General features: G+C 57.7%; 21 protein-coding genes. 12 read left to right on the top strand and 9 right to left on the bottom strand.

Going from position 1 to position 20,341, the window contains the following annotated elements; translation table 11 throughout:
* Nucleotides 1–65: 65 nt before the first annotated feature.
* Nucleotides 66–920, bottom strand: a complete 855-nt coding sequence (locus tag ACUTQW_RS21400; protein WP_208904422.1) for a PfkB family carbohydrate kinase — start codon at nt 918–920, stop codon at nt 66–68.
* Between the two features lie 180 nt (nt 921–1,100).
* Between ACUTQW_RS21400 and ACUTQW_RS21395 the strand changes: the two genes are divergently transcribed.
* Nucleotides 1,101–3,266 (top strand): YgiQ family radical SAM protein, encoded by a 2,166-nt coding sequence (locus tag ACUTQW_RS21395; RefSeq protein ID WP_004948258.1) that lies wholly within the window; start codon nt 1,101–1,103, stop codon nt 3,264–3,266.
* Between the two features lie 64 nt (nt 3,267–3,330).
* Here ACUTQW_RS21395 and ACUTQW_RS21390 read toward each other — a convergent pair whose 3' ends face one another.
* Nucleotides 3,331–3,936, bottom strand: a complete 606-nt coding sequence (locus ACUTQW_RS21390; protein WP_006320613.1) for a transglycosylase SLT domain-containing protein — start codon at nt 3,934–3,936, stop codon at nt 3,331–3,333.
* Nucleotides 3,937–4,202: 266 nt separating this feature from the next.
* Between ACUTQW_RS21390 and ACUTQW_RS21385 the strand changes: the two genes are divergently transcribed.
* From ACUTQW_RS21385 to ACUTQW_RS21370, 4 genes are all read left to right on the top strand, one after another.
* Nucleotides 4,203–4,508, top strand: coding sequence for a PTS sugar transporter subunit IIB (locus ACUTQW_RS21385; RefSeq protein WP_006320614.1), 306 nt, complete (start codon nt 4,203–4,205; stop codon nt 4,506–4,508).
* A gap of 105 nt (nt 4,509–4,613) precedes the next feature.
* A complete protein-coding gene (locus tag ACUTQW_RS21380) occupies nt 4,614–5,933 on the top strand; it encodes a PTS sugar transporter subunit IIC (RefSeq protein WP_037433673.1) in 1,320 nt (439 codons plus the stop codon).
* Complete coding sequence (locus ACUTQW_RS21375; protein ID WP_004948247.1) at nt 5,930–6,259, top strand: PTS lactose/cellobiose transporter subunit IIA; 330 nt, start codon at nt 5,930–5,932, stop codon at nt 6,257–6,259. Before ACUTQW_RS21380 ends, ACUTQW_RS21375 begins: the two co-directional genes overlap by 4 nt.
* Complete coding sequence (locus tag ACUTQW_RS21370) at nt 6,256–7,659, top strand: GH1 family beta-glucosidase (RefSeq protein WP_020439827.1); 1,404 nt, start codon at nt 6,256–6,258, stop codon at nt 7,657–7,659. The genes ACUTQW_RS21375 and ACUTQW_RS21370 overlap by 4 nt, the downstream gene beginning before the upstream one ends.
* Nucleotides 7,660–7,704: 45 nt before the next feature.
* On the opposite strand, the gene dkgA is transcribed toward ACUTQW_RS21370, so the two are convergent.
* Both dkgA and yqhD read right to left on the bottom strand, forming a co-directional pair.
* Complete coding sequence (gene dkgA, locus ACUTQW_RS21365) at nt 7,705–8,529, bottom strand: 2,5-didehydrogluconate reductase DkgA (protein WP_004948241.1); 825 nt, start codon at nt 8,527–8,529, stop codon at nt 7,705–7,707.
* 291 nt (nt 8,530–8,820) lie between these two features.
* Nucleotides 8,821–9,984: an alcohol dehydrogenase gene (yqhD, locus tag ACUTQW_RS21360; protein WP_006328147.1), complete on the bottom strand. Its 1,164-nt coding sequence runs from the start codon at nt 9,982–9,984 to the stop codon at nt 8,821–8,823.
* A 224-nt stretch (nt 9,985–10,208) separates the two neighbouring features.
* Here yqhD and ACUTQW_RS21355 point away from each other — a divergent pair, with 224 nt between their 5' ends.
* On the top strand, nt 10,209–11,084 hold the full coding sequence (locus ACUTQW_RS21355; RefSeq protein ID WP_208295270.1) for an AraC family transcriptional regulator: 876 nt from the start codon (nt 10,209–10,211) through the stop codon (nt 11,082–11,084).
* 28 nt (nt 11,085–11,112) lie between these two features.
* Here ACUTQW_RS21355 and ACUTQW_RS21350 read toward each other — a convergent pair whose 3' ends face one another.
* Complete coding sequence (locus ACUTQW_RS21350; RefSeq protein ID WP_006328137.1) at nt 11,113–12,141, bottom strand: zinc-dependent alcohol dehydrogenase family protein; 1,029 nt, start codon at nt 12,139–12,141, stop codon at nt 11,113–11,115.
* A gap of 108 nt (nt 12,142–12,249) precedes the next feature.
* Between ACUTQW_RS21350 and ACUTQW_RS21345 the strand changes: the two genes are divergently transcribed.
* Nucleotides 12,250–13,176, top strand: a complete 927-nt coding sequence (locus tag ACUTQW_RS21345; protein ID WP_006328136.1) for a LysR family transcriptional regulator — start codon at nt 12,250–12,252, stop codon at nt 13,174–13,176.
* Here ACUTQW_RS21345 and ACUTQW_RS21340 read toward each other — a convergent pair.
* Nucleotides 13,173–13,832 carry a DedA family protein gene (locus tag ACUTQW_RS21340; protein WP_004948226.1) on the bottom strand — a complete coding sequence of 220 codons (660 nt, stop codon included), beginning with the start codon at nt 13,830–13,832 and terminating at the stop codon, nt 13,173–13,175. The genes ACUTQW_RS21345 and ACUTQW_RS21340 overlap by 4 nt on opposite strands.
* Nucleotides 13,833–14,000: 168 nt before the next feature.
* Nucleotides 14,001–15,209, bottom strand: coding sequence for an RNA-guided endonuclease InsQ/TnpB family protein (locus tag ACUTQW_RS21335; protein WP_037431755.1), 1,209 nt, complete (start codon nt 15,207–15,209; stop codon nt 14,001–14,003).
* 22 nt (nt 15,210–15,231) lie between these two features.
* On the opposite strand from ACUTQW_RS21335, the gene tnpA reads away from it, so the two are divergent.
* Nucleotides 15,232–15,648 carry an IS200/IS605 family transposase gene (tnpA, locus tag ACUTQW_RS21330; RefSeq protein ID WP_064799285.1) on the top strand — a complete coding sequence of 139 codons (417 nt, stop codon included), beginning with the start codon at nt 15,232–15,234 and terminating at the stop codon, nt 15,646–15,648.
* Nucleotides 15,649–15,734: 86 nt separating this feature from the next.
* Here tnpA and metC read toward each other — a convergent pair whose 3' ends face one another.
* Nucleotides 15,735–16,931, bottom strand: a complete 1,197-nt coding sequence (gene metC / locus ACUTQW_RS21325; RefSeq protein ID WP_004948223.1) for a cystathionine beta-lyase — start codon at nt 16,929–16,931, stop codon at nt 15,735–15,737.
* Between the two features lie 456 nt (nt 16,932–17,387).
* Here metC and exbB point away from each other — a divergent pair, with 456 nt between their 5' ends.
* The 4 genes from exbB to ACUTQW_RS21305 all read left to right on the top strand — a co-directional run bounded on the left by exbB (nt 17,388) and on the right by ACUTQW_RS21305 (nt 19,475).
* Complete coding sequence (exbB, locus tag ACUTQW_RS21320) at nt 17,388–18,359, top strand: tol-pal system-associated acyl-CoA thioesterase (RefSeq protein WP_020439823.1); 972 nt, start codon at nt 17,388–17,390, stop codon at nt 18,357–18,359.
* A gap of 3 nt (nt 18,360–18,362) precedes the next feature.
* Complete coding sequence (gene exbD / locus ACUTQW_RS21315) at nt 18,363–18,785, top strand: TonB system transport protein ExbD (RefSeq protein WP_006328132.1); 423 nt, start codon at nt 18,363–18,365, stop codon at nt 18,783–18,785.
* A 136-nt stretch (nt 18,786–18,921) separates the two neighbouring features.
* On the top strand, nt 18,922–19,182 hold the full coding sequence (locus ACUTQW_RS21310; protein ID WP_006328127.1) for a type II toxin-antitoxin system ParD family antitoxin: 261 nt from the start codon (nt 18,922–18,924) through the stop codon (nt 19,180–19,182).
* Nucleotides 19,182–19,475, top strand: a complete 294-nt coding sequence (locus ACUTQW_RS21305; RefSeq protein ID WP_006328126.1) for a type II toxin-antitoxin system RelE/ParE family toxin — start codon at nt 19,182–19,184, stop codon at nt 19,473–19,475. Before ACUTQW_RS21310 ends, ACUTQW_RS21305 begins: the two co-directional genes overlap by 1 nt.
* Before the next feature lie 47 nt (nt 19,476–19,522).
* Here the strand turns inward: ACUTQW_RS21305 and ACUTQW_RS21300 are convergent, their stop codons facing one another.
* Entirely contained in the window at nt 19,523–20,341 is an 819-nt protein-coding gene (locus tag ACUTQW_RS21300) for a shikimate 5-dehydrogenase (protein WP_006328125.1), read from the bottom strand.

Here is a 20,341-nt window from a genome sequence, read left to right as displayed (position 1 = left end):
GGAAATGGGCGCAGAGGTGCGCCCATTGCGCTTCAGCTTTCGGGAAAGCGTTGTTGCAGCCGTTGTCAGTTCGGCGCGTCTGCGGCGTCCTGGCTTGCCACTACGCAGGCGGCCACGCGGTTGGCCAGGCTGACTGCCTGCGGCAGTGGCCAGCCGGCGGAGAGACCGGCCAACAGACCGGCGCAGTGGGCGTCGTCGGCACCGAGAGTATCCGCAACCTGGGCCTGAGATGCGGCAACGTTCAGCGGCGGATTACGGCCATCGCAAATCCATGCGCCTTCCCCCTCCAGCCGGCATATCAGCGTAATATTGTGCGCGGCGGCAAAGCGTTGTGCGGCGGTGAGCACGTCGTCTTCGCCACACAGCGTTGTTGCCTGGTTGCGATTGAGCGTCAGTACCGTGTCGCTGTCGCTGAGCATGGCGAAGAAATCCGCATCCAGCAGGCCAACCCGCGAGCCGGGATCGATCAGGCGCCATTGGTCGAACGGCAGCCGTGTCAGCCAGTCGCGCAGCGCTTCACCGCTCTCGCCCGTCAGTTCGTCGCCATGGATGTAGATCAGCGTTTCAGGCGTCAACGGCAGCGTGGCGAGCTGGGCCTTGTTCCACTGGGTTTCGCAGCCCGGCACCCTGACAAAGGTGCGCTTGCCGCAGGGTTCCAACTGCGTAAGACGCTGGCCGTTATCCCTCTGGCCGTGGCGCAGCAGCACCGGCAGACCGAGTTCATTCATGGCGGCCTCAATCATCGCGCCCCATTCGCCATTGCCTACCGGCATGCCATTGACCACCGGTGCCTGCAGGCGGCTTAGCGCGCGCGCCACGTTAAATGCACTGCCGCCAATTCGCCGCTGTTGCTCCAGATCGATTTCTCCGATTGCGCTGCCCAGCACCAGAACCGGTTTTACTGCTAAAAGCTCATTCATTTTGTCCTCCGCTGCCGGCCATCGGGCCGGACAGATAGGCTATGATGACGGCGCAAACGCCCGGAGTCGAGGGGCAAGCGGTTGGCGATGTGACTAATGTGTGAAATAACCATGCTCTTTTTGCCACTAGTGCGTATAATCGCCGCCCGGCGATTAATTAACCTGTGAAAGAGCACCAGAATGAGCACGACCAGCCTGATCCAACCCGACCGTGAATTGTTTTCCTATAAGCCTTATTGGGCTGAATGTTTTGGCACCGCGCCGTTTTTACCGATGTCGCGCGAAGAGATGGATCAACTGGGCTGGGACAGCTGCGATGTGATCATTATCAGTGGTGACGCCTATGTCGATCACCCGAGTTTTGGCATGGCGATCATCGGCCGCATGCTGGAAGCGCAGGGCTTCCGCGTGGGCATTATTGCGCAGCCGGACTGGAGCAATAAAGACGACTTTATGCGCCTGGGCAAACCGAACCTGTTCTTCGGTATCACCGCCGGCAACATGGACTCGATGATCAACCGCTACACCGCCGATCGCAAACTGCGCCACGACGATGCCTACACCGCCGGCAACGTGGGCGGCAAACGCCCGGATCGTGCGACGCTGGTGTACAGCCAGCGCTGCAAAGAAGCTTATAAAGACGTGCCGATCGTGCTGGGCGGTATCGAAGCCAGTCTGCGTCGCATCGCGCATTACGATTACTGGTCGGATACCGTGCGCCGTTCGGTGCTGGTGGATTCCAAAGCCGATATGCTGATCTACGGCAACGGCGAGCGTCCGCTGGTGGAAGTGGCGCACCGCCTGGCCGCCGGCGAAAAAATCAGCGAGATCCACGATATCCGCAACACGGCGGTGATGCGTAAAGGCGCGCTGCCGGGCTGGACCGGCGTGGATTCCACCCGTCTGGACAAGCCGGGCCGCATTGAGCCGATCCCCAACCCTTACGGCGAGGATCTGCCGTGCGCCGACGGCGGTACGCCGGAGCCGGAAGCCAAGCCGGTCACCGTGCGCGCCGCCAAGCCAAAGCCGTGGGAAAAAACCTACGTGCTGCTGCCGTCCTTCGAAAAAGTGAAGGCCGACAAAGTGCTGTATGCGCACACCTCGCGAATTCTGCACCATGAAACCAACCCAGGCTGCGCCCGTGCGCTGATGCAATCGCATGGCGACCGTTATGTGTGGATCAACCCGCCGGCAATCCCGCTGACCACGCCGGAAATGGACAGCGTGTTTGCCCTGCCATACCAGCGTATTCCGCATCCGTCCTACGGCAAGGAAACCATTCCGGCCTACGACATGATCCGCTTCTCGGTCAATATCATGCGCGGTTGCTACGGCGGCTGTTCGTTCTGTTCGATCACCGAGCATGAAGGGCGCATCATCCAGAGCCGTTCGGAAGATTCGATCATTCGTGAAATCGAAGAGATCCGCGACAAGGTGCCGGGCTTTACCGGCGTGATCTCCGATCTGGGTGGCCCGACCGCCAACATGTACATGCTGCGCTGCACCAACCCGCGCGCCGAGCAGACCTGCCGCCGCGCCTCGTGCGTCTATCCGGAAATCTGCACCTACATGGACACCAACCACGAGCCGACCATCAACCTGTATCGCCGCGCGCGTTCGCTGGAGGGCGTCAAGAAGATCCTGATCGCTTCCGGTGTCCGTTATGACCTGGCGGTGGAAGATCCGCGCTACATCAAAGAACTGGCAACCCACCACGTCGGCGGCTATCTGAAGATCGCCCCGGAACACACCGAGGAAGGGCCGCTGTCGAAAATGATGAAACCGGGCATGGGCAGCTACGATCGGTTCAAACAGCTGTTCGACCATTATTCGAAGTTGGCGGGCAAAGAGCAGTATCTGATCCCGTATTTTATCTCTTCGCATCCGGGTACTCGCGATGAGGACATGGTGAATCTGGCGCTGTGGTTGAAGAAAAACCGTTTCCGCCTCGATCAGGTGCAGAACTTCTATCCTTCACCGATGGCCAACTCCACCACCATGTATTACACCGGCAAGAACCCGTTGAGCAAGGTGGGGTATAAGTCGGAAGATGTGGTAGTGCCGCGCGGCGATCGTCAGCGCCGTCTGCACAAGGCGCTGTTGCGCTATCACGACCCGGCTAACTGGGCGATGATCCGCACCGCGCTGGAAGAAATGGGCATGAAGCACCTGATCGGCAGCCGCCGCGAGTGTCTGGTGCCGGCGCCAAGCATCGACGAGCAGCGTGAAGCGAAACGTCTGCAGCGTCATACTCGCCCGGCGCTGACCAAGCATACCGACATTACCCGGCAGCGCACGCCGTCGAACAAGCCGCCGCGCAAGCCTATCCGCAACGGTAAGCCGTAACGGCCCGAGTCAGGCGCTTAAACGAAAGGAGAACCCCCGGGTTCTCCTTTTTTGCTTTTGAAAATCACAATTGTTCGTAGGCCGCTTCCACCTTCATCAAATGGCGCGGCGCCTGCGGAGCGGGATGATATTTGCGCACATGCCAGTTAAAGGCTTCCGGCGACAGCGTGTTAATCATCGCGATGGCTTGCTCACGGTTGCTGGAAAAGGTCCGCAACAGCGCTCCGGTGCCGTTTACGTAGGCGATAATGGTGGCGTAACGCAGAGTCACCGGATCGTAGATCCCTCTAAGCTGCTGTTTTTGCAACACGGCCAGATAGGCGGCACCGAGATCGATGTTGGTCTCGGGATCCAGCAGATCGTCGTCGTCCGGGCAGCCGCGTTTACCTTTGTAGCGATAGGCATCGCAGCCGGCGGTGTCGGCTTTCAACTGCATTAAACCGATGGCGTTGGACTTACTCACCGCCTCTGGGTTAAAGCCGGATTCGACCTTAATCATCGCGGCGATCAGTTTTTGGTCGACACCGTATTTATCGGCAGCATCTTCGATCGCGTCGTCGTAGGCGTGAGGATTGTAACTGACGCGGTGCTTTTTGCCGGCGCAGCCTGCCAATATCAGCATCGCGCAGACGATGCCCAAGCGTGACCACTGCCGTAGAGAAAATTTCATGGTGCTCCGTGCTTTAGTTGAGTGGGGGGTAACCTCAGGTGCGTCATGATAGCGTCAGCCGGGTAAAAGATCTTTAGCAAAAAAATGGCTGTTTTCTTGTGCTCCGCAAGGATGAATTCATCGCCGGCGGCAATTCTGGATCTTCCTCACATAACCCGATTAAATGATGAAACCGGTTACTGAAACCGGTTGCTGTTTTTTCATATTTTCCACCATACTCATTTCTCAACTGAATAATTTGTACGCGATTAGCCTCAGGAGATCGGATGAAAAAGATATTTCTTTGCTGCGCCGCCGGCATGTCGACCAGCATGGTGGTGAATAAAATGAAAAAGTCTGCCGAACAGCAGGGAATTGAGGTGGATATTATTGCCGTGGGCATAGAAGAATTCGAATCTACGCTGGCTAATTACCAATGCTGCCTGCTGGGGCCACAAATAAAATATAAGCTGGCCGATTTTAAAAAGATCGCCGATCGGGAAAATAAGCCGATTGCGGTTATTAACAGCATGGATTACGGCATGATGCGCGGCGATAAGATTCTGGCCGAAGCCTTGGCGATGATCGCATAACACCGAGAGAATCGGAGCCGTACAGCGCCCGTTTTGCCTGGCTATCCGGCCAGGATTGAGCCGCTTTTTACCCCATTACTCACCAAACGTCCCGAGGGTTGAACCATGAGTATCAGCCAGGCCGCATTCAATTTCATCGAAAACCGCATCAGCCCGATTGCCGGTAAATTATCGACCCAGCGTCATATTATGGCGATCCGCGACGGTTTTATTTCCGCCATGCCGTTCATGATCGTCGGCTCATTTTTACTGGTTTTCGCTTATCCGCCTTTTGCCGCCGACAGCAGTTGGGGAATAGCCCAATGGTGGCTGGGTGCGGCGGAAAAACATCAGGTCGCCATTCTTACCCCGTTTAATATGACGATGGGCATTATGTCGATCTATATTACCGCCGCCATCGCCTACAATCTGGCGCAGAGTTATAAGCTCGATCCCTTTATGGCGGCGATGCTGGCGCTGATGTCTTTTTTACTGGTCGCCGCGCCACAGACCGAGAAGGTGCTGCCGACCGCCGCGTTGGGCGGCGTGGGGATCTTCACCGCCATTTTGGTGGCGGTCTACACCACCGAGCTGATCCGTTTCCTTAAAGTGCGCAATATCGGCATTTCGTTGCCGGAGCAGGTGCCGGCCAAAATCAAGCAGTCGTTCGATCTGCTGATCCCGATCCTGGCGGTGGTGATCACGCTGTATCCGCTCAGCCTGCTGGTGCAACACCAGTTTGGCCTGCTGTTGCCGCAGGCGATCATGGCGCTGTTCCAGCCGCTGATTTCCGCCGCCGACTCGTTGCCGGCGATCCTGCTGGCGGTATTGATCGGCCATCTGCTGTGGTTTGCCGGCATTCACGGCGCGGTGATTGTCTCCGGCATGCTGCAGGCATTCTGGCTGACCAATCTGGGCATCAATCAGGATATGCTCGCGGCCGGCCAGCCGCTGCCGCACATCTTTATGGAAGCTTTCTGGACCTTCTTTATCGTGATTGGCGGCTCCGGCGCCACTTTTGGGTTGGTGCTGCTTTATCTGCGCAGCCGTTCGGCGCACCTGCGGTCGATCGGCAAGCTGAGCCTGGTGCCGAGCTGTTTCAATATCAACGAACCGGTGATCTTCGGCACGCCGATCGTGATGAATCCCACCTTCTTTATCCCGTTTATCACCGCGCCGATCGTCAATTCGATCATCGCGTATGCGGCGGTGAAACTGGATCTGATCGGCCGGGTGATCTCGGTGGTGCCCTGGACTGCACCGGCGCCGATTGGCGCAGCCTGGGCCACCGGCTGGGACTTCCGCGCAGCGCTGCTGGTACTGCTGCTGGCGGCGGTATCGGCGCTGATCTACTACCCGTTCTTCAAAGTTTATGAGCAGCAACTGCTGGATCAGGAAGTGAGTGACGCGGATCCGATTGAACAAACGCAAGGAGTGACCGAATGATCGACATGGAAACGGCGGTAATGGAGCTGATTATCAATGCCGGCGAGGCGCGCAGCTGCGCCATGCAGGCGCTGTATGCGGCGCGCAAGTACCAGTGGGATCAGGTGGATATTCTGCTGGCGGAATCGCAGCTGGCGGCGAAGCGCGCCCACGCGACCCAGACAGAGCTGATTGGTTTTGACGAGGGGGAAGGCAAACTGCCGGTCAACCTGATCATGGTACACGCGCAGGACCACATCATGAACGCCATGCTGGCGCGCGATCTGGTGGAAGAGCTGGTCAGAATTTATCGATTGCTGGAACAAAACGGAGTGCAAAACGCATGAGCGTATTTCCAATGGATTTCCTCTGGGGCGCGGCGACCGCGTCTTATCAGGTTGAGGGCGGCCATGATGCCGACGGCAAGGGCCTGTCCAACTGGGATCTGTTTTCCCATCTGCCCGGTACTACCTATCAGGGCACCAACGGCGACGTGGCGGTCGATCACTATCATCGCTTCCGGGAAGACGTGGCGCTGATGGCCGAACTGGGCATGCAAACCTATAGATTTTCGATCTCCTGGCCGCGGCTGTTGCCTCAGGGGCGGGGAGAGGTGAACGAAGCCGGGATCCGCTTCTACAGCGAACTTATCGACGAACTGCTGAAACACAATATCAAACCTATGATCACCCTTTATCACTGGGATCTGCCGCAGGCTTTGCAGGAACAGTTCGGCGGCTGGGAATCGCGTGAGATCGTCGACGCCTTCGATGAATACGCCCGCCTGTGCTATCAGCGCTTTGGCGACCGCGTCGAGCTGTGGTCAACCTTCAACGAAACCATCGTGTTTATCGGCATGGGTTACATTACCGGCGCACATCCGCCCAGGCTGACCGATCCGAAAAAGGGCATTCAGGCCTGCCACCACGTGTTTCTGGCCAATGCGCGGGCGGTAAAAAGCTTCCGCGAAATGGGGATCGACGGGCAGATCGGTTTCGTCAACGTGCTGCAACCTAACGATCCGATCAGCGATTCGCCGCAGGATCGGCGCGCCTGCGAGATTGCCGAAGGGATCTTCACCCACTGGCTGTACGATCCGGTGCTGAAGGGCGAATACCCGGCGGAGCTGCTGGCGATGGCGCAGCAGGCGTTTGGCGTGCCGTATTTCGCGCCGGGTGACGAAGAACTGCTCAAGCAGAACATCGTCGATTTTATCGGCCTGAATTACTACAAGCGCGAGATGGTGGCGCATAACGACGACGTGGACGGCTATGCCATCAACACCAGCGGCCAGAAGGGCAGCGGGCGTGAACTGGGCTTTAAGGGGCTGTTCAAACTGGTGCGCAACCCGAACGGCGTTTACACCGATTGGGACTGGGAGGTTTACCCGCAGGGGCTGACCGACGCCATTGGCCGCATCGTTAAACGCTACGGCAATATTCCCCTCTACATCACCGAGAACGGGCTGGGGGCCAAGGATCCGATTGTCGACGGCGAAGTGCGCGATCAACCGCGCATTGATTATCTGCGCGATCATATTCAGGCGATCGGCGCGGCGATCGAACAGGGGGCCGACGTGCGCGGCTATTACCCTTGGTCGTTTATCGATCTGCTTTCCTGGCTCAACGGCTATCAGAAGCAATACGGTTTCGTCTATGTCGATCATAATGACAATCTGGCGCGCAAGAAGAAGCAGAGCTTTGGCTGGTATCAGCGGGTGATCGCCACCAACGGCGAGCAGCTATAGCGGGGAAATAAAATGGCCCTCTCCTTGGGAGAGGGCCGGGCAACATTACAAAGAATCCGGATCCGGCCCCAGGCGATTGCCGATATCCAGTTTGGCTATCTCGCTCAGTTCGTCTTTATCCAGTTTAAAATCAAACACCTCGAAGTTTTCACGGATGCGCGATGGCGTGACCGATTTCGGGATCACGATCAGGCCGCTGTCCAGGTGCCAGCGCACCACGATCTGCGCCGGGGTCTTCTCGTATTTATCCGCCAGATGTTTGATCACCTGCTGGTCAAATACCCCTTCGCCACCCTGTGCCAGCGGGCTCCAGGACTCGGTGGCGATATGATGGGTGGCATTCCAGGCGCGCAGCTGACGCTGTTGCAGCAGCGGGTGCAGCTCGATCTGATTGATTACCGGCGCGATGCTGGTTTCATCCAGCAGACGTTGCAGATGCGGAATGTGGAAGTTGCACACGCCGATGCTCTTGATCAGCCCCTGTTCGCGCAGCTTGATCAGCCCGCGCCAGGCGTCGACGTATTGATCCTGCTGCGGTTTTGGCCAGTGGATCAGATACAGATCGACATAGTCCAGCTTGAGCTTTTCCAGGCTGGTTTCCAGCGCGGCCTGCGGATCGCCCTGATCGTCGTTCCACAGTTTGGTGGTAATGAACAATTGCTCGCGCGGTACCGAGGCCGATTGCAGCGCGGCGCCGACCCCTTCCTCGTTCTTGTAGATCGCAGCGGTATCAATCGAGCGATAACCAATTTCCAGCGCTTTGGTCACTGCATTGGTGGTCTCTGAAATACTCGCCTGCCAAACGCCGAGACCCAACTGCGGCATCAGATTACCATCGTGGAGTTTGATGATGGGTTGTTGCGTTGTCATGCGCGTCTCCTTGTGAACTGATTGCCCGGCACAGCATGCGCCGGAAAGCGGCTATAAATAAATTCTAGTTGGCAAACCGGGGTGGTGCTGAGTTTGCTAACCAAATTTCAGCGGTTGCGGCACGGTCTGGTACAGGTCATGTTTTTCTCCCATTAGATTAACGAGACGAGGTCATGCGATGCGATCGGCAGCGCAGATAAAGCGCTGAACTGCGCCCGGTGATCGGTCGGGCGCAGGGTGCAGAAACGGTAAACAGAAACTAAAGCCTAGCAGGAAATCGCCGGTTTGCGATTAACGCGCCGCTTCATAAATGCGTTGGCTGACTTCCAGGGTGATGTCCTGGTGTTCACCCAATGCGGTCATGCCGTGCTGATGCAGCTTGTCGAGCAGCGCCGGGATCGAGCTGCCGTCGAGCTGGTAATCCGCCATGCGGGTCGGCACGCCCATTTGCTCGAAGAAGGCGCGGGTGGCGGCGATGGCGCCGTCGATACGGCTGTCTTCGCTGCCATCGCGGAGATCCCAAACGCGTTCAGCGTATTGCAGCAGTTTTTCGCGTTTCTGCGCTTTTTTCTCGGTCAACAGGGCCGGCAGAACGATCGCCAGCGTCTGTGCGTGGTCCAGATCGTGCATCGCGGTCAGCTCGTGGCCCAGCATGTGGGTCGCCCAGTCCTGCGGCACGCCGGCGCCGATCAGGCCGTTCAACGCCATGGTGGCGCTCCACATCACGTTAGCGCGTACTCCGTAGTTTTCCGGCTCGGCCAGCGCGCGCGGGCCGTCTTCCAGCAGCGTCAACAGCAGGCCTTCGGCAAAACGGTCCTGCACTTTGGCGTTGACCGGGTAAGTCAGGTATTGCTCAAGGGTGTGCACAAAGGCATCTACCACGCCGTTGGCGATCTGGCGCGGCGGCAGCGAGTAGGTCACTACCGGATCCAACACCGCGAACAGCGGCTGCACGTGCGGCGAGAAGAAGTGTTGCTTGTCGCCGCTGCTTTTGCGGGTGATCACCGCACCGCTGTTGGATTCAGAACCGGTAGCCGGCAGCGTCAGCACGCAGCCCATTGGCACCGCACCGGTGATCTGGCTGCCGACGGTTTTCAGGATGTGCCACGGATCGCTGTCCGCCTGGTAATGCGCCGCTGCGGCAATGAACTTGGTGCCGTCAACCACGGAACCGCCACCGACCGCCAGCAGGAAATCGATGTTTTCCGCGCGTACCACTTCGACCGCTTTCATCAGCGTTTCGTAGGTTGGGTTAGGCTCGATGCCGGAGAACTCCTGCACGTTACGGCCGGCCAGCGCTGCATAAACCTGATCCAGCACACCGTTTTTCTTCACGCTGCCGCCACCGTAGGTGATCAGGATGCGTGCGTCCGCAGGGATCTGCTGTGCCAGGCCGGCAATTTGGTCCTGGCCGAACAGGATTTTGGTTGGGGTATGAAGGATAAAGTTTTGCATGGGGTCATTTCTCTTCTGCATGGGGAAAGCGCCGGCGGCGCAAAAATATCTGAGGCGTATTGTCAGTAACTTAGCCTCGCAGCACAATGCACATTCCTGTGCAAGTCTTGCCTATTCCTACAAAGCGTTGTAGAAAAATAGAGTTTTAAACTATTATTTATGCCGAATTGTTCTGAGTGTAAGAGGGTGTTTTAGTGACGGAAAACGATGAACTGCGCTGCCGCATGGCGCGCCAGGCCGCGCGCTTTGCCGAGGGTAACGGCTATACGCCGTCGCCGGTGCCGCGGGTCAAGATCCTGTACGTCGATCGCTACTGCCCGCGTCAACCGGTGATGTATGAACCTGGGGTGGTGATCGTTTTTCAGGGACACAAGGTCGGTTATTGCGGCAACAAGGTGTTCCAGTACGATCCGCGCAACTATCTGCTGATGTCGGTGCCGCTGCCGTTCGAGTGCGAAACCTTCGCCAGCCCGGAGCAGCCGTTGGTAGGGCTGGCGGTCAATATCGATACCCAGATGCTGCAGGATCTGTTGATCGACATCGGCGATGACGACTATCTGATGCAGCCGCGCCGGGAAAGCAGCGGGGTGAATCTGGCTGCGCTGTCGGAAGAGATGCTGTGCGCCACCGAGCGCCTGCTGGACGTGATGGCCAAACCGCTGGACGCCCGGGTGCTGGGGCCGCAGATCGTGCGTGAAATCCTCTATCACGTGCTGCGCGGTTCCTGTGGGGCATCGTTGCAGGAGCTGGTCAACCGCCATACGCATTTTAGCCAGATCGCCAAGGCGCTGCGGCGTATCGAGAACCAGTATGCGGAAAGCCTCAACGTGGAGCAGCTGGCGGGTGAGGTCAATATGAGCATCTCGGCGTTTCACCATAACTTCAAGGCGGTAACCAACACCTCGCCGCTGCAATATGTGAAATCCTATCGGCTGCACAAGGCGCGTTTATTGATGGTGCACGACGGCCTGAAGGCCAGCACCGCGGCGATCCGCGTCGGCTACGAGAGCGCCTCGCAGTTCAGCCGCGAATTCAAACGTTTCTTTGGCGTGACGCCGAGCGATGAAATTGCCCGGCTGCGCGACAGCCCACTCGGTTAACGTCGGCTGCCTGCCGCCGGGCAGCGCTTTACGGCGTCAGCACGATTTTGCCGAAGGCCCCACGGTCGAGATGATCGAGCGCCTGCGGCAGTTGATCGAAGCGGTAAACCCGGTCGATCACCGGCTGCAGCCCTAAGGTATCCACGGCGCGTACCAGATCTTCCAGCGCGCGGCGATGGCCGACGCCAATCCCTTGAATCACCGGCGACTTCATCAGCAGCGGGCCGGCAGGGGCAGAGACTTCGAAGCCTTCGAGGGCACCGATCACCGAGATGCGCCCGTGAACCGCCACGGCGCGGACCGAGTTGCCGAGATTGGGGCCGCCAACGGTGTCAACTATATGGTCGATACCCTGGTCTTGCGTCAGTTCATACACGGCGTCCACCCAGTCGCCGTTCAGACGGTTAATGCCGTGATCGGCACCCAGCGCTTTGGCGCGCGCCAGTTTTTCATCGCTGGCTGAGGTGACGTACACCTCCGCGCCGTGCGCCTTGGCTATCTGTAGCGCGAACAGCGCCACGCCGCCGGTGCCTTGCACCAACACCGATTCGCCGGCGTGCAGGCGGCCTTGTTCCACCAGAGCGAACCATGCGGTCAGCCCGGCGCACGGCAGGGTGCTGGCCTGTACGTCGTCCAGCGAGGCGGGTGCTGCGGCCAGCCAGTCTTCGTGCAGCACCACGTATTGCGCCAGCATGCCCTGATAGAAACCGCCAAGGGCGCGGTAGGGCGGTGTACGCGCGTCGCCGTGCGGCTTCTGTCGACCGTCGATCCAGCCTGGGCTGAAGGTGGAGATCACCCGATCGCCGGGTTGGAAGCGGCTGACGCCGGCGCCGATGGCATCCACTTCGCCGGCCATGTCGGAGGCGGGGGTAAAGGGTTGCGGCAGCGTCATCCCCATACCGGTTTCAATCACCATCTTGTCGCGGTAGTTGAGCGCCACCGCTTTCACTTTCACCCTGATCTCGTGCGGCCCCGGCTGCGGGATGGCGCTTTCGGTCAGTTGCAGGTGTTCACGCCCCAGGGCGGCCATTGTCCAGCGTTGCATTGTGTCAGTCATGATTCACTCCAAAGTCGGCAATAAGTAGACCTGTCGATATTATCGTTGATTGATATTCGCCAGTGGCGATAAGATTTCCTTTGATTGTTTCCTTAAGAGATACAAACCATGACCGATCGGTTGAACGGCATTTCGGTATTTGTCACCGCAGTGGGGGCGGGGAGCTTTGCGCTGGCCGCCAACCGGCTGCATCTTTCGCGCTCGGCGGTGGGGAAGACCATCGCCAGACTGGAACAGCGGCTAAGCGTGCGCCTGTTCCACCGCACGACCCGCAGCCTGAGCCTGACCGACGACGGGGCGCTGTTCTACGAACGCTGTCTGCGGGCGCTGGAGGAGATCCGCACGGCGGAAACGCTGCTGGAGTCGGGCAAACGAGAAGTCAGCGGCAGGCTAAGGGTAACGATGCCGGTGCTGTTTGGCCGCATCTGCATCGCGCCGCTGCTGACCGAACTGGCGCGCGAACACCCTGGGCTGGAGCTGGAGCTGTCGTTTAACGATCGCGTCGTGGATTTGATTGAGGACGGTTTTGATCTGGCAATCCGCAACGGCGAGTTGGGCAACAGCAGCGGGCTGGTGGCACGGCGACTCGGTAACCATCGCATGGCGCTTTGCGCCGCGCCGGCTTACTTGCAGCGCCGCGGCGAACCGCAGAACATTGAACAACTGGCGCAGCACGACGCGGTGGCTTATGTGCGTGCCGGCGTGGTGCGTAACTGGTTGATCCCCGAAGCGGACGGCGTGACGCGGGAGATGATGCCGGGCACCCGTCTGCAGATGGATGATCTGCAGGCGATAGCGGATGCGGCGGTTGCCGGGTTCGGCATTGCCTGGCTGCCGTGTTGGCTGGTGCGCGGGCAACTGATTAAAGGTGAACTGGTGCGGGTTATGCGGGATAGGCCAGGGCTGTTTTTCGACGCTCATGCGGTGTGGCCGCAGACGCCGCATCTGCCGTTGAAGGTGCGGCTGGCGGTGGATCGGTTGGCGAGCAAGTTGCCCGCCAATATGGAATTGATCGAAGCGAAGCCTGTCGGCTAGGCGGAAGCGCGTTTTTTGCGCCAGATAACCAGCATGGCGCCCAGTAAGCCCACCAACAGCAGCAGCAGCGGCAAGAGCATCAGCCCGGTCATCACCTGGCTTTCGTAGCGTTTCACCAGCGGGATCTGGCTGAAAGCGTAGCCGAGGCTGACCAGAGTGCCGACCCAAACTGCCGCGCTTAACCAGTTAAACAGATGAAAACGCGTGCTGTTCAGCCCTGAGATGCCGGCTATGGTCGGCAGCAGGGTGCGAACGAAGCCGAGGAAGCGGCCGATCATCAGGGCCATCAGGCCGTGACGGTTAAACAGGTTGTGCGCGCGTTGGTGATACTGGGCGGGCAGTTGCAGCAGCCAGCCTTTCACCAGACTGGTATGCCCCAACCAGCGGCCCTGCAAGTAGCTGAGCCAGCAGCCGAGGCTGGCGGCGAGGGTCAGAATAATCAGCGTGGGGACAAAAGCCATCACGCCTTTGGCGATCAATGCACCGGATAACAGCAGCAGGCTGTCGCCGGGCAGGAAGGAGGCCGGCAGTAATCCATTTTCAAGGAACAAAGTGGTGAAAAGCACGGCATAAACCACCCAAATTACGCTTGGGTCGGCAAGGGCAATGAAGTCCTGCTGCCAAAGCGCATGAACAATCTCTCGTAATACATCCATTTTAAGTCCTGTTGCATGCCGGTTGCGCTCGGGGCCCCCTTCTCCAGGAGGCGGTGTTGACCGTATCTGACCATTACTCGCGTAGTGTACTGCTAATAGCTTAAGCACACATTAAACGAAGCAGATTGACATCCTCCCCGCCCTGAAGGACGGGGATCCCTACAGCGTTCAGACCCTAGCCTGACTCGCCTCGGCGGGTTCCTGCTTCAACGGGCGGCCTGACTGCACCCTCCCTCCACAGGCAAGTACGGCATGTCCTGCCGCTAAAATGTTACGTGCGCCATTTACATCGGCATTCTCGGTGTAGCCGCATATTTGGCATTCAAACTTACTTTGAGATAGGCGGTTCTCTTTTGCTGTATGACCGCAGCAGGCGCACCGCTGGCTGGTATAGGCGGGAGGAACTGCCAGCACCTGGCCGCCTCGCCAGAGCTGCTTGTACTCAAGCTGGCGACGCATTTCATACCAGCCCTGATCCAGTATCGAACGATTTAGACCTGATTTGGCTCTCACCTTTCGCCCGTGTTGATCTGACGTGCCTTTTGCCGATTTCGACATGTTACCGACCGTCAAGTCCTCAATGACGATCATCGCGTGGTTTTTGCTGATTTCACTGGTGACTTTGTGAAGGTAGTCGCGCCGGATATTGGCAATGTGCGAGTGCAGATGCTGGATTTTCCGCTTCTGTTTCTGCCAGTTTGAGCTGAACTTGACTTTGCGGCTTAACTGCCGCTGGAGTGTTGCCAGCTTGCACTGGTTTGCTTTGAAGCTGTTGACGGGCGGGTATACCGTGCCATCTGAAAGCGTGGCGAGTTTCGTGACTCCGGCATCCAGACCGACCATTGAAGCCGCGTTGTGAGCGGGTTCTGGAACGTCGTATTCTGTCTGAATGCTGACGTACCATTTGCCGCATGACTGGCTGACCGTCACGTTTTTTACTACACCAATGATTTCACGGCTGTTGCGGTAACGTATCCACCCCAGCTTAGGCAGCGATATCCGACTGTTGACGTGATCGAGCTTCACCCCTTGCGGGTAGCGGAATGCATCGTTTTGCCCGCGTTTTTTGAAGCGCGGGAATGCGGCGCGCTTCTGGAAGAAATTCTTGTAGCCGCGCTCCAAATCCTTCAGTGACTGCTGCAATGGCTGAGATGGGGCCTCTTTGAGCCATTGTGTTTCAGGATTTGCTTTCCACTCAATGAGCCATGAAGCCATTTTTGTATAGGGAAGATACTTATTCCCCGCCTCGTGGTTCTCATTCTGAAGTGCCAAAGCACGGTTAAAAACGAATCGACAAGCCCCAGCGAAGCGCCGCATTTCGCGCTCCTGCTGACCCTTTGGTCTTAACGGGAATTTAAAGGCTTGAAGTCGTTTCATGACTATTATTGTACTTTGGTCTATGACAAAAGAAACCGATATTCGCCGCGGAAGACACTGCGTTTTTCTGATGCATATTCACTTGGTATTCGTTGCCAAATATCGACGAAAAGTATTTGATCAGGACGCCATCGAGAAGCTACGCAGTTACTTTGCCAGTGTATGTGCTGATTTTGACGTTGAGCTGGTCGAAATGGACGGCGAACACGATCACCTGCATCGGTTGATCAACTACCCGCCAAAATTGGCAGTTTCCAACCTGGTCAACAGTCTTAAAGGGGTATCCAGCAGATTACTGCGCCGAGATAGGCCCGATATAGCTCAACGCTATTACTACAAAGGCGTTCTGTTGACACCGAGTTATTTTGCAAGCAGTTGCGGTGGTGCGTCGATATCGATCATCCGGCAATACATTGAGCAGCAGCAAACACCAAGTTAGTCGGAAAACTGCGCCTTATATCCCCGCCCTGAAGGACGGGTTTTTACGGCGCACCTGATAAAATTGGCAGCGCAACGGGCTGCGGATCAGCGTGCGTTGGCGATACGCTCAAACCCTTTTGCGAGGTCGGCGATCAGATCCTGCACGTTTTCCAGGCCGATATGGAGGCGTATCAGCGTGCCGGAGAAATCAACGCCGCCCGCCGGACGGATCGCCTCCAGCTCTTCCGGTTGGTTAGCCAGGATCAGCGACTCATAGCCACCCCAGGAATAGGCCATGCTGAAATGGCTGAAGTTATCCAGATAGTCGGCCAGTTGTTTGTCGCTAAGCCGCTGTTTCAGCACGAAAGAGAACAGGCCGTTGCAGCCGCTGAAATCGCGGCGGTAGAATTCATGGCCTTTGCAGCCGGGCAGCGCGGGGTGATTGACCACCTCTACCTCCGGTCGTTCCGCCAGCCAGTTGGCGACTTCGATACTGCTTTGCTCGTGCTGCTTCAGGCGTATGCCCAGCGTACGCAGGCCGCGGCTTGCCATATAGGCGGTATCGGCGTCCACCATCTGGCCCATCAGGTAAGAATATTCGCGCAGTTGGTCCCAACAGCGTTCGTTGGCCACGGCGGTCCCGAGCATGTAATCGGAGTGGCCGATGATGTATTTGGTGCCGGCCTGAATCGAAATATCGATATCAAAATCCAGCGCCTTGAACAGCACGCCGGCCGCCCAGGTGTTGTCGATCATGATCACCATTTCCGGCGCTACGGCGCGGATGGCCTGCACCATCGCCGGGATATCCTGAATTTCCATGGTGATGGAACCGGGGGATTCAAGAAACACCACGCGGGTATTGGGCTGAATCAGCCCGGCGATATCGGCGCCGATCAGCGGGTCGAAATAGGTGGTCGTCACGTTCATGCGGCTAAGAATGTGGCTGCAAAAATCCTGCGTCGGCTCATAGACCGAACCGGTCATCAGCACGTGGTCGCCGGCGCCGACAAAAGACAAAATGGCGTTGGATACCGCCGCCGCGCCGCACGGATAAAGCACGCAGCCTGCGCCGCCTTCCAGCTCGACCATCGCATCCTGAAACGCGAAGTGGGTCAGGGTGCCGCGGCGGCCATAAAACAGTTCGCCGTGGGCGCGTTGGGCTGTGGCGTGTTTCTTGGCCGCAACGGAGTCAAATACCAGTGAGGAAGCGCGCTGGGTGACGGGATTGACGGAGCCCAGGGTATAGCGTTTGCTGCGCCCGGCGGCGATCAGCGTGGTTTCGATATTTTTTGACGTCATAGGAATGGGCTCACTTTTACTGGCTTCTCACTGGCGTTTTTGCGATAGCCCTTAGGTTAACATGACATATAATAGCCATCCAGACGTTTTAACTTCCAGATATAGAAACGGCCATAATCCTCTGTCGGAGAGCGTTCTGGCACGCCATCATTCTGCATGACGGCGTTTAACTCGCACGCATATCGGCAAACGGACAACCCACAGGCAAAAATACTGTCGGCGCGCGTTTGTTGCATCTCTGTGGGCGAAAAGTAACGAAAAACCCTTTAAAAGGGGAGTAAAGGGCCTAACCGGCAGCGAATGGGCGAATGCTGCGGCTCCGACGCCGCGAGATCTGAAATATTGCCGATTATTTGGTAAATAATAATGAGAACTACTATCAATCCCTGATTGGTTTGATATGATCGCACGCTGAATTATTCCTCAATTTTGATCGGTAACGGGTGGAGGCACAGCGTGAAAACGGCTGGCAAGCATTTAAATCAAGGATCGTTCGGCCAAGGCCGGGCGCAATGGGGCAAGGCGTTAGGCCGTGGTCTGATCGCTTCGATGGTATTGGTGATTGGGCTGGCCGGCAGCGCACAGGCTGCACCGGCGGCCAACCCCGCCGTGACCGAGAGCGTTGCTCCGGCCGCCGCACCTGCTGCTGCAGCACCTGAAAGCCTGACCCCGCTCAATCCGGCGCCGACCCTTCAGCCACCGGAAACCCGCGGCATGGATCTGTCCGTTTGGGGCATGTACCAGCACGCGGACATCGTCGTGAAGATAGTGATGATCGGTCTGGTGCTGGCGTCTATCGTCACCTGGACCATTTTGTTCTCCAAAGGCAGCGAACTGTTCCGCGCCAAGCGCCGTCTGCGCCGCGAGCAGCTGGCGCTGGCCAATGTGCGTACGCTGGATGAAGCCAGCGAGCTGGCGCAGCATTTCTCCGAAGAAAGCATCAGCGTGGTGTTGCTGAACGACGCGCAAAACGAGCTGGAACTGTCGGCGGAGTCCAACGACAACAACGGCATCAAAGAACGTACCGGTTTCCGCCTTGAGCGCCGCGTAGCGGGCTACAGCCGAAACATGGGGCGTGGCAACGGCTTCCTGGCGACCATTGGCGCTATCTCGCCGTTCGTCGGTCTGTTCGGTACCGTTTGGGGCATCATGAACAGCTTTATCGGCATCGCCCACTCGCAAACCACCAACCTGGCCGTCGTCGCGCCCGGCATTGCGGAAGCGCTGCTGGCGACCGCATTGGGGTTGGTCGCCGCGATCCCTGCGGTGGTGATTTATAACGTCTTTGCCCGTGTCATCAGCGGCCATCGTGCCCAGGTTGGCGACGTGGCGGCGCAGGTGCTGTTGCTGTTGGGCCGCGATCTGGATCTGGCCGCGACGGCAGAGGCCAAACGCTCACAGCATTCACACCAACTGCGGGTGGGGTGAGTTATGGCGATGCGCTTAAATGAAGATCTGGACGACAGCGGCGAACTGCATGAAATCAACGTGACGCCGTTTATCGACGTCATGCTGGTGCTGTTGATCATCTTTATGGTGGCCGCGCCGCTGGCAACGGTAGATATCCGCGTCGATCTCCCCGCTTCTTCAGCCAAACCGCAGCCGCGCCCGGAAAAACCGGTGTTCCTGTCGGTGAAAGCGGATAAGCAACTGTACGTGGGTGAGCAAGCGGTCAGCGCCGATCAACTGACGGCGGTGCTGGATCAGCGCACTCAGGCGAACAAAGAGACCACCATCTTCTTCCAGGCCGACAAGACCGTGGACTACGAAACGCTGATGAGCGTGATGGATACCTTGCGTAAAGCCGGCTACCTGAAAGTGGGGCTGGTGGGGATGGAAGGCGCCGCGAAGTAGCGGGCCGGATATCGCTAACGATGAGAAGGGCGCCTCGGCGCCCTTTTTACTGCCTGAAATTTGAACATTAACTTGACGTGTAATGGGTAAAAAAATACTAATAGATAGTAACTAACACTATTTTCCGGAGTCGGTTATGCCAACCAGCATTGCTTTAAGCCCTCATTTTGAAAAGTTCGTTCATGAGCAAATTGACAGCGGGCGTTACGGCAACGTCAGTGAAGTGATACGGGCGGGTCTGCGCCTCCTCGAAGAGCATGAGCGGGCGATGAAAATTGAAGAGCTGCGAGTGGCTATTGCACAGGGAATAGAAAGTGGTGAGGGAGTTCCGGCGGAGGAGGCATTTGCGCGCTTGCGGACTAAATACCAACGGATGGTGAATAACGAAAGTGACTAATGGGGTTAACACTATCGCCGGCGGCGATAAGGGATATTGAAAACATTGGTGACTATATCGCCCAAGATAACCCGGCCCGTGCGCTGAGTTTTATTTCTGAGCTATACAACCAATGCCAGCGTATTGGCGAGTCACCGGAAGTCTATCAAAAGCGCCCTGAACTCGGTCGAGATGTCAGGATCAGCACCTATGGTAAATATCTTATTGTTTTCACCGCGATACAGCGCAATGTCAGGATCGAGCGAATACTCCACGGTGCGAGGAATATTTTGCGTTTGCTGGCTTATCGTTAGAACGTTAAGAGCTGGCTTATCTGCTCAGCCCTAACGTTCAGCGCCATTCAGCCGCGAGCATGCGCTGCGGCGCGGGCGATCTGCTCATCGGTAGGGCGCACGCCGGTATAGAGTACGAACTGCTCCAGCGCCTGCAATGCAATCACTTCCGCACCGGTGATCACCCGTTTGCCTTGCTTGCGCGCGTTGCGAATCAGCGGGGTTTCCGCTGGCAGTGCCACCACGTCGAAGACGATTTTCGCCGCTTCGAGGGTTGCCGGGGTAAAGGCCAGCTGTTCCGCCTCCGCGCCGCCGGCCATACCTATGGGGGTCACGTTGATCAGCATATCCGCGGTTAACTCCCCGACTTCCGCCAGCCACTGATAACCGTAAGCGCTAGCCAGCGCCTGGCCTGCCGCCGGGTTGCGGGCGATGATGTGTCCCCGTTTGAAACCGGCGTCGCGCAGGGCGGCGATCACTGCCTTTGCCATGCCACCGCTGCCGCGCAGGGCGAAAGTGGTGTCCGCCGGGATCTGATGCTGTGCCAGCAGTTTGGCGATGGCGATATAGTCGGTGTTATAGGCCCGCAGGAAGCCGCCGTCATTGACGATGGTATTGACCGATTCAATCGCCGTGGCGGAAGCGTCCAACTCATCGAGGAAGGGAATGCAGCTCTCTTTGAACGGCATGGAGACCGCGCAACCGCGAATACCCAGAGCGCGCACGCCGCCCACCGCCGCCTGAATATCCTGGGTGGTGAATGCCTTATAGATAAAGTTCAGATCCAGCTCCTGGTACAGATAGTTATGGAAGCGGGTGCCGAAGTTGCCAGGGCGGCCGGCCAGCGACATGCACAGCTGGGTATCTTTGTTAATCTCACGACTCAT

The sequence above is a fragment of the Serratia sp. TSA_7 genome (assembly GCF_052692135.1).
The sequence above is the reverse complement of the archived record's forward strand: the minus strand, read 5'-3'. Positions and strand labels throughout refer to the sequence as shown.

Excerpts from the sequence above, each read along its gene's own strand:
- ACUTQW_RS21400 (WP_208904422.1), bottom strand. The coding sequence starts at position 920 with ATGAATGAGCTTTTAGCAGTAAAACCGGTTCTGGTGCTGGGCAGCGCA.
- ACUTQW_RS21395 (WP_004948258.1), top strand. The coding sequence starts at position 1,101 with ATGAGCACGACCAGCCTGATCCAACCCGACCGTGAATTGTTTTCCTAT.
- ACUTQW_RS21390 (WP_006320613.1), bottom strand. The coding sequence starts at position 3,936 with ATGAAATTTTCTCTACGGCAGTGGTCACGCTTGGGCATCGTCTGCGCG.
- ACUTQW_RS21385 (WP_006320614.1), top strand. The coding sequence starts at position 4,203 with ATGAAAAAGATATTTCTTTGCTGCGCCGCCGGCATGTCGACCAGCATG.
- ACUTQW_RS21380 (WP_037433673.1), top strand. The coding sequence starts at position 4,614 with ATGAGTATCAGCCAGGCCGCATTCAATTTCATCGAAAACCGCATCAGC.
- ACUTQW_RS21375 (WP_004948247.1), top strand. The coding sequence starts at position 5,930 with ATGATCGACATGGAAACGGCGGTAATGGAGCTGATTATCAATGCCGGC.
- ACUTQW_RS21370 (WP_020439827.1), top strand. The coding sequence starts at position 6,256 with ATGAGCGTATTTCCAATGGATTTCCTCTGGGGCGCGGCGACCGCGTCT.
- dkgA (WP_004948241.1), bottom strand. The coding sequence starts at position 8,529 with ATGACAACGCAACAACCCATCATCAAACTCCACGATGGTAATCTGATG.
- yqhD (WP_006328147.1), bottom strand. The coding sequence starts at position 9,984 with ATGCAAAACTTTATCCTTCATACCCCAACCAAAATCCTGTTCGGCCAG.
- ACUTQW_RS21355 (WP_208295270.1), top strand. The coding sequence starts at position 10,209 with ATGGCGCGCCAGGCCGCGCGCTTTGCCGAGGGTAACGGCTATACGCCG.
- ACUTQW_RS21350 (WP_006328137.1), bottom strand. The coding sequence starts at position 12,141 with ATGACTGACACAATGCAACGCTGGACAATGGCCGCCCTGGGGCGTGAA.
- ACUTQW_RS21345 (WP_006328136.1), top strand. The coding sequence starts at position 12,250 with ATGACCGATCGGTTGAACGGCATTTCGGTATTTGTCACCGCAGTGGGG.
- ACUTQW_RS21340 (WP_004948226.1), bottom strand. The coding sequence starts at position 13,832 with ATGGATGTATTACGAGAGATTGTTCATGCGCTTTGGCAGCAGGACTTC.
- ACUTQW_RS21335 (WP_037431755.1), bottom strand. The coding sequence starts at position 15,209 with ATGAAACGACTTCAAGCCTTTAAATTCCCGTTAAGACCAAAGGGTCAG.
- tnpA (WP_064799285.1), top strand. The coding sequence starts at position 15,232 with ATGACAAAAGAAACCGATATTCGCCGCGGAAGACACTGCGTTTTTCTG.
- metC (WP_004948223.1), bottom strand. The coding sequence starts at position 16,931 with ATGACGTCAAAAAATATCGAAACCACGCTGATCGCCGCCGGGCGCAGC.
- exbD (WP_006328132.1), top strand. The coding sequence starts at position 18,363 with ATGGCGATGCGCTTAAATGAAGATCTGGACGACAGCGGCGAACTGCAT.
- ACUTQW_RS21310 (WP_006328127.1), top strand. The coding sequence starts at position 18,922 with ATGCCAACCAGCATTGCTTTAAGCCCTCATTTTGAAAAGTTCGTTCAT.
- ACUTQW_RS21305 (WP_006328126.1), top strand. The coding sequence starts at position 19,182 with ATGGGGTTAACACTATCGCCGGCGGCGATAAGGGATATTGAAAACATT.
- ACUTQW_RS21300 (WP_006328125.1), bottom strand. The coding sequence starts at position 20,341 with ATGAGTCGTGAGATTAACAAAGATACCCAGCTGTGCATGTCGCTGGCC.